This window comes from Micromonospora sp. ATLC20, assembly GCF_057196585.1.
In genome coordinates this window covers 1-7,135 of record NZ_JBXUOV010000239.1, presented here as the reverse complement: position 1 = coordinate 7,135, position 7,135 = coordinate 1, and the positions used below count along the sequence as shown (strand labels likewise).

Here is a 7,135-nt window from a genome sequence, read left to right as displayed (position 1 = left end):
GCCGCGCGGACGCGGCCGGCCGACTGCGGTCCTGGACGGCCCGGCCGCCGTCGTGGCGAGTGGGTCCGGTCAGGCGGACAGTGCGGTGGCGACCTCGCGCAGCGGGCGGCCGGACTCGGCGATCGGCACGGTGAACGAGAGCCACGAGCCGTCGGTGAAGTCGATCCGCAGCCGCTTCGGGTTGAGCCGGTGCCAGCCCACCCGCGCGGAGGCGATCTCGCCGCGCGCGGCCGACCACGCCACGGCGGTCTCGGCCAGCGCGCGTTCCTCGGCCTCGCGCCCGGCCAGCAGCTTCACCCCGCCGGTACGGCAGATCAGCAGCCGCCGGTCGGTGACCGCGAGCAGCGTCTCCCGGACCTGAAGGTCGGGCCGGGGCGGGCGGAGCGCGCGGTGCAGGCGGGAGGCGGCGGTGCCGGGGGCGCCGCGCCCGGCGATCCCCCAGCCGATCACGTCGACCAGGCGGTCGCCGCGGTCCCAGGTGGCCAGTGGCAGCAGGATGTTGAGCAGCACCGAACCGACGGTCCGCCGGCTCGGCTCGCCAGTGGACTCCGGCTCGGGCGGCGGCGCCGGAGCGAGCCCCTGGCCGACATCGGCCTTGGCGTGGGCCAGGACGCGCTCGCCCGGCTCGACGAGCAGGCCGATCCGGTCGCGGTATCTGGTCTCGTCCATCGGCTCAGTATCGGTCGTGGCCGTAGCCGTCGTCGGCGGGGCGCTCCGCGCCCGGCGCGTTGCCCATCACCTCGCCGACGATCTCGCGTACCCGGGCGGCGGCGGCCTCCTGCGCCCGGTTCGCCGCCGAGGTGATCTCCTCGGCGAGCGTGTACGAGTCGAAGCGCATGGCCCGCGCGTTGATGTCGGTGGAGAGGATCTTGCCGTCGGCGGCGGCCACGACGGTGACCAGGCCGGAGTCGCTGACCCCCTCGGCACTGCTCTGCTCCAGCTCGGCCATCCGCGCGCCGAGTTCGCGCTGCCACCCGTCCAGGTTGCGGGCCAGCGCCTCGATCCGGTCCAGGGCCGGGAACGTCATTGCTGCCTCTCAGTTCACGATCGAGTCGAACACGTTCTGCACGCCCTTTGTGTACGGGCCGAGATCATCGCGGTACGTGCCGTCCACCAGGTAGTTGCGGTCCTTGCGCCCGTCGGAGACGTCGTGCAGGCCCATCCCGGTGTCGAGCAGGGCGCCGCCGATGCCGGGGATGTTCACCGGGGACGCCTGGTTGATGGCGAACTTGCCCGGGAAGAGCACGGCGGCGCGTTCGACCTTGAAGGCGAGCGCCGCCTTCGTGTAGCCGGACTTGCTGAACGCGCTGTACGCCTTCTTGGCCCGGCGCAGCTCCATCACCACCTTGGCGTAGTGGTCGAGCAGGTTGGCGACCTTCTGGAGCTTGGTGGCGAGCTTCGTGAGGATCTCCGCGAACCGCGCCACGATCTTGACCATACGGCCGACGGTGGTGGCGAGCCGAGCCAGCACCCGCACCACTGTGGCGGCAAGGCTCACGCCGGCGCTCAGCGCCGCCGCCACCGCGGCGATGATGATCTCGGTCAGGAACCAGAGCAGGAACTCCAGGATCAGCTCGACCAGCAGGTTGAACGCGTCCACCGACGCGTTCGCGGAGTCGACGAGCACCTCCTTGGTGCCGTCCAGCCCCTTTGCGAGATCGTCCATCGCCTCCTCGATGGACTGCATCGAGGCGTGGAACTTCTCCGCCGCGTCGCCGTCCCAGGCGCCGCGCAGCCGCGCCCGGTCGGCGATCTGGTCACCGGCGATCTGCCGGACCGCCTCACCGGTGGTCATCGCGAGCTGGGCCGCCCGCATCAGGTCGTCCGGCTCACCGGCGACCAGTTCCAGGAGCTGCTCGAACGGCCACAGCACCGCGTTCGACAACGGCTTGAACGGGTCGGGCGTGCCCGACACGATCTGCTCGAAGTAGGTCTTGTTGCGCTGGAGCGCCTCGGTGCTCATCCTCGCTCCCCCTCAGCCGCCGGCAGTGAACATCGTGTCGTTCGCCGCGTCCGTGTCGTCGTAGGCGGCGGCGGTCTCGGCGATCCCCGTGGCGACGGTCAGCATGGTCTCGGCGCCGTCCGCCAGCCCTTGCAGGCACGCCTCGAACTGCTCCTCGTACGCCGCGGCGAGGCTGAACGACGCGGGCATCACGCCGAAGGAGTGCCGGGCCACGTGGCCGTCGCGGAACACCCGCTCCAGCTCGCGGAACCGGCCGGCCCGGTCCCGGGAGGCGGCGGCGAACGCCCTCAGCGCCTCCGGCTGGACGTCGAGATTCCTGCTCGGACTGGTCACGGACCCTCCCCAGTGTCCGGTGGGAACTTCCACCGTCGTCGACGGCGCCACCAGACTAGGGGATACGCGCACCCGGTCAGGGGACACCGCGGCTGGCACGGGCACGGTAGACAGGGGAGGCACAGCACTTACCTGCGAGGAGATCGCCGATGATCCTGGCCCGCGCCGAACAGGTCAGCCGCCGCTACGGCGAGGTGCTGGCACTGGACCGGGTCGACCTGACCGTCCGGTCCGGGGAGCTGGTCGGCCTGCTCGGCCCGAACGGCGCCGGCAAGAGCACGCTGATCAACCTGCTGGTCGGGCTGCGCCGTCCCACCGCCGGCCGGGTCGAGCTGTGCGGCGGCGACCCACGCGACCCGGCCAGCCGGCGGCAGCTCGGCGTCACCCCGCAGGAGACCGGCCTGCCCGGCACGCTGCGGGTCGGCGAGGTGGTCGACTTCGTCTCCGCGCACTTCCCCGACCCGGTGCCGCGGGGCGAACTGCTCGACCGGTTCGGCCTCGCCGACCAGGTACGCCGGCAGACCGGCGGTCTCTCCGGCGGCCAGCGTCGCCGGCTCGCCGTGGCGCTGGCGTTCGTCGGCCGTCCCCGGCTGGTGGTGCTCGACGAGCCGACCACCGGCCTCGACGTGGAGGCGCGGCACGCGCTCTGGGACGCGATCCGCGGCTTCCACGCCGACGGCGGCACCGTGCTGCTGAGCAGCCACTACCTGGAGGAGGTGGAGGCGCTCGCGCAGCGGGTGGTGGTGATCGGCCACGGGCGGGTGCTGGCCGACGACTCGGTGGCCGCGATCCGCGGGATCGTCGGCGTACGCCGGGTCAGCCTGGTCGCCGACGACCTGCCGGCGCTGCCGGGCGTGGTCGCCACCGAACGCGCCGACGGGCGGGTGCACCTGCTGACCACCGACGCCGACCAGCTCGTCCGCGACCTGGTCACCTCCGGGGTGCCGTTCCGCGACCTGGAGGTCCGGCCCACCTCGCTGGAGGAGGCGTTCCTCGCCATCACGGCCGACGACCGGCCCGCGCCCACCCCCGCCTAGGAGGCCGCCGTGCCGCTCGCCCTGGTCCACGCCCGCTACCAGCTCATGGAGATCGTCCGAGTACCGGTCGCGGTGTTCGGCAGCGCCTTCTTCCCCGCCGCCTCGATGCTCTTCTTCGTGGTGCCGTTCGCCGGCGACGACCCCACCGGAGCCACCTACGCCACCGCCGCCATGGTCACGTTCGCGGTGATGACCGCCAACATCTTTCAGTACGGCGTGGGTGTCGCCGAGGACCGCGACCAGCCCTGGAACCCGTACACCCGGACCCTGCCGGCCGGGCCGGCGCCACGGCTGGCCGGGCGGATCCTGGCCGGGCTGGTGCTGACCTACGTGTCGATGATCCCGGTGGTGGTCATCGCGGCGGTCGCCACCGAGGCCCGGGTCAGCGCGGTGCAGTTCCTGCTCGGGCTCGGCGCGGTCGCCGTGGTCTCGGTGCCGTTCACGCTGCTCGGCCTGGCGATCGGTTACTCACTGCCGAGCAAGGCCGCGATCGTGGTGGCACAGGTGGTCTTCTTCCCGCTCGCGTTCGGCGGCGGCCTGCTCTCCGGGCCGGACGACGCGCCCGGCTTCATCAAGGCGATCGCCCCCTACCTGCCGACCCGGGGCGCCGTGGAGCTGATCTGGGCGGCCGTCACCGACTGGCAGCCCGATCCCCGGGCGCTGGTGATGCTGGTGGTCTGGGTGGTGGCGCTCGCCGCGGTCGCCGGGTGGGCGTACCGGCGGGACGAGGGACGCCGCTTCAGCTGACCTTTTGTCCGGTTCCGGCCCGGTGGCCGACCCGGCGGTGCCACGATGCCGACAGGGCGGGCGCGCGGAGCCGCCCCCGGCGAGAGGGGTCACCGTGAACGGCGTCGAGCCCGGCACGCCCTGCTGGACCGACCTGGCCACGCCCGGTCTGGACGACGCACGACGGTTCTACCCCGAGCTGTTCGGCTGGACCGGAGAGATCTCCCCCGAACCGGAAGCCGCCGGCTACACCGTCTTCCGCAAGGACGGCAAGGCGGTCGCCGGGGCCGGCCCACCCGGCACGCCGGACCAGGTGCCGGTCTGGTCCACGTACGTGGCGACCGACGACGCCGACCTGGTCGCCACAAGGGTCGAGGCGGCCGGCGGGCAGGTCGTCGTCTCCCCGTTCGACGTCGCCCAGCAGGGCCGGATGGCGGTCCTCGCCGACCCGGCCGGCGCGGTGTTCAGCGTGTGGCAGCCGATGGCGATGCGCGGGGCCGAGCTGTACAACGCGCCCGGCGCGATGTGCTGGAACGAGCTGGTCACCCCCGACCCGGAGGGCGCGAAGGAGTTCTACGCACTGGTCTTCGGCTGGCATCCGGAGGAGCGCCCGGCCGGACCGGTCGCGTACACCGGGTGGCGCTGCGGCGCCCGGATCGTCGCCGGGATGCTGCCCCGGGCCGAGCCGATGCCGGAGGACCTGCCCGCGTACTGGGCGGTCTACTTCGCGGTGGAGGACGCAGACGCGACCGCCGCCCGGGCCGCGGAGCTGGGCGGCACGATCCTCGTCCCGCCGCGCGACAACCCCGCCGGCCGCAGCGCCGCCCTACGAGACCCGGCCGGCGCCCTCTTCTCCATCTCCACCCTGCGCTGACCCCACCCCCACCCCCACCCCCACCCTCCCCGCCCCACCCTCCCCACCCTCCCCGTCGATCTTGCACTCGCGGCCCCCACTGCGAGGCATACACACCTTTTGCCGGGGCCAAAAGTCCAAGATCGACGAGGAGAAGTGAAGCCGGTCGAGATCTTGGTACGGAGTGGCCCCCAGGAGGGCCGATTCGTACCAAGATCTATGCGCACTCCGTCGATCTTGCAGTTGCGGCCCTTCCGAGGTGGCATACGCACGTTTTGCCCGGGCCGGAAGTGCAAGATCGACGGGAGAAGAGGGCGGGGAGAGGGCGGGGAGAGGGCGGGGAGGGGGCGGGGGTCAGGTGGGGCGGACGGGGACCACCAAGGGGCCGTGGTCGCCGGGGATCACCCGGATGTGGGCTCGGTAGTGGCGGGCCAGCAGCTCCTCGGTCAGCACCTCCTCCGGTGGTCCGGCGGCTGCCACCCGGGCGTCGGCGAGCAGGACCAGACGGTCGGCGTACTCGCCGGCGATGGAGAGGTCGTGCATGGTGGCGAGCACTGTCAATCCGTGCTCGCGGCGGAGCTGGTCGACCAGTTCCAGCACCTCCTGCTGGTGCCCGATGTCCAGCGCGCTGGTCGGCTCGTCGAGCAGCAGCAGGGTGGCGCCCTGGGCCAGCGCCCGGGCCAGGAAGACGCGCTGCCGCTCGCCGCCGGAGAGGGTGGCCAGCTCGCGGTGGGCGAACGGGCCCAGGTCGAGGCGGTCCAGCACCTCGTGCACGGCGGCCAGGTCGGCGGCGGACTCGCGGCCCAGCGGCGGGATGTACGGGGTGCGCCCGAGCAGCGCGTAGTCGAACACCGACATGCCGATCGGTACGACAGGGGACTGCGCCACGGTGGCCACGATCCGGGCGCGGTCGCGGCGGCGGAGCGCGCCGATCGGCGTACCGAAGAGGGCCACCTCGCCCGGTGCGGCCAGCAGGCCGCCGACGGCGCGCAACAGGGTCGACTTGCCGGCGCCGTTGGGTCCGATCACGGTGACCCACTCGCCCGCCGTGACGGTGAGGTCGACGCCGGCCAGGACCGGGGTGCCGCCCAGGGCGACGCGCAGGTCGTGGACGCGCACCGCGGGGGCGTTCACATCGCCACCCGGCGGGCGGTCCGCAGGACCAGCACGAAGAACGGGCCGCCGAGTAGCGCGGTGACCACGCCGATCGGGATCTCGGCGGGCGCGGCGGCGGTACGGGCGACCACGTCGGTCAGGGCCAGGAACGCGCCGCCGAACAGCATCGACAGCGGCAGGATCACCCGGTGGCTGGAACCGGCGAGCAGCCGCATGGTGTGCGGCACGATGATGCCGACGAAGCCGATCAGCCCGGACGCGGAGACGGCGGCGGCGGTGCCGAGCGACGCGGCGGCGATCAGCAGGTAGCGGGAGCGCTGCGGGTGCAGGCCGAGACCGGCGGCCTCGTCGTCGCCGACGGAGAGCACGTCCAGCTCGCGCCGGTGCAGCAGCACCACCACGGAGGTGAGCACGAAGTACGGCAGGACCAGCCACACGTCGTGCCAGCCGGCGGTGGCGAGCCGTCCGAGCAGCCAGGAGTAGACCTGCTGGATGTTGTCGGAGTGCTGTTGCAGCAGGTACGTCTGCCCGGCGGCGAAGAACGCGGAGACGGCCACGCCGGCCAGGATCAGCGTGGCCGGGGAACGGTCCCGCCCGCCGGCCGCGCCGAGCAGGTAGGTGAGCACCACCGCGCCGAGCGACCCGACGAACGCGGCGAGCGGGATGGTGATCGGCAGCCCGGTCAGCGCGCCACCCGCACCGGCGCCGAGGACGATGGCCGCGGTGACCGCGAACCCGGCGCCGGCCGCCACGCCCAGCAGGTACGGGTCGGCCAGCGGGTTACGGAAGACGCCCTGGTAGCAGCCGCCGGCCAGGGCCAGGAGCGCGCCGACGAGCAGTCCGAGCACGACCCGGGGCAGCCGCAGCTCGGTGATGATCGCGACTTCCCGCTCGGTGAGCCCGCTGTCCAGGTGCACGCCTGGCAGCAGGTTGAGCAGTTCGGCCGCGACGCTGCCGGGCGGCAGGCTGACCGGGCCGAGGGAGACGCCCGCCACCAGCGCGACGAGTACCGCCACGACTCCGGCGAACAGCCAGCGCTTACGCAGCCCGGCGGGCCGGATCGGGGCGCCGCCCGCGCCGGGCGCCCCGGGCCGCCCGGGGCGGGAC

Annotated in this window: 9 protein-coding genes; 3 read left to right on the top strand and 6 right to left on the bottom strand. The window is 73.3% G+C overall.

What is annotated here, in order from left to right:
- Positions 1–69: 69 nt before the first annotated feature.
- From AC2CHG_RS28775 to AC2CHG_RS28760, 4 genes are read right to left on the bottom strand one after another with little or no spacing between them, the layout of a single operon-like run.
- Complete coding sequence (locus tag AC2CHG_RS28775) at positions 70–669, bottom strand: hypothetical protein (RefSeq protein WP_484525972.1); 600 nt, start codon at positions 667–669, stop codon at positions 70–72.
- 4 nt (positions 670–673) lie between these two features.
- On the bottom strand, positions 674–1,027 hold the full coding sequence (locus AC2CHG_RS28770) for a YbaB/EbfC family nucleoid-associated protein (protein ID WP_013283579.1): 354 nt from the start codon (positions 1,025–1,027) through the stop codon (positions 674–676).
- A gap of 9 nt (positions 1,028–1,036) precedes the next feature.
- The gene (locus AC2CHG_RS28765) at positions 1,037–1,963 is read right to left on the bottom strand and encodes a WXG100 family type VII secretion target (RefSeq protein WP_135242872.1); all 927 of its coding nucleotides are present in this window, start codon (positions 1,961–1,963) and stop codon (positions 1,037–1,039) included.
- A 12-nt stretch (positions 1,964–1,975) separates the two neighbouring features.
- Entirely contained in the window at positions 1,976–2,296 is a 321-nt protein-coding gene (locus AC2CHG_RS28760) for a type VII secretion target (RefSeq protein ID WP_402810406.1), read from the bottom strand.
- Between the two features lie 149 nt (positions 2,297–2,445).
- Here AC2CHG_RS28760 and AC2CHG_RS28755 point away from each other — a divergent pair, with 149 nt between their 5' ends.
- The 3 genes from AC2CHG_RS28755 (at position 2,446) to AC2CHG_RS28745 (ending at position 4,933) form a co-directional block, all read left to right on the top strand.
- On the top strand, positions 2,446–3,333 hold the full coding sequence (locus AC2CHG_RS28755; protein ID WP_091414484.1) for an ABC transporter ATP-binding protein: 888 nt from the start codon (positions 2,446–2,448) through the stop codon (positions 3,331–3,333).
- A gap of 9 nt (positions 3,334–3,342) precedes the next feature.
- Complete coding sequence (locus AC2CHG_RS28750; RefSeq protein ID WP_262016153.1) at positions 3,343–4,080, top strand: ABC transporter permease; 738 nt, start codon at positions 3,343–3,345, stop codon at positions 4,078–4,080.
- A 94-nt stretch (positions 4,081–4,174) separates the two neighbouring features.
- Complete coding sequence (locus AC2CHG_RS28745; RefSeq protein ID WP_357207301.1) at positions 4,175–4,933, top strand: VOC family protein; 759 nt, start codon at positions 4,175–4,177, stop codon at positions 4,931–4,933.
- A gap of 333 nt (positions 4,934–5,266) precedes the next feature.
- Here the strand turns inward: AC2CHG_RS28745 and AC2CHG_RS28740 are convergent, their stop codons facing one another.
- Both AC2CHG_RS28740 and AC2CHG_RS28735 read right to left on the bottom strand, forming a co-directional pair.
- A complete protein-coding gene (locus tag AC2CHG_RS28740; protein ID WP_355511309.1) occupies positions 5,267–6,046 on the bottom strand; it encodes an ABC transporter ATP-binding protein in 780 nt (259 codons plus the stop codon).
- Positions 6,043–7,089, bottom strand: coding sequence for a FecCD family ABC transporter permease (locus AC2CHG_RS28735; protein WP_484525973.1), 1,047 nt, complete (start codon positions 7,087–7,089; stop codon positions 6,043–6,045). The genes AC2CHG_RS28740 and AC2CHG_RS28735 overlap by 4 nt, the downstream gene beginning before the upstream one ends.
- Between the last annotated feature and the right edge of the window lie 46 nt (positions 7,090–7,135).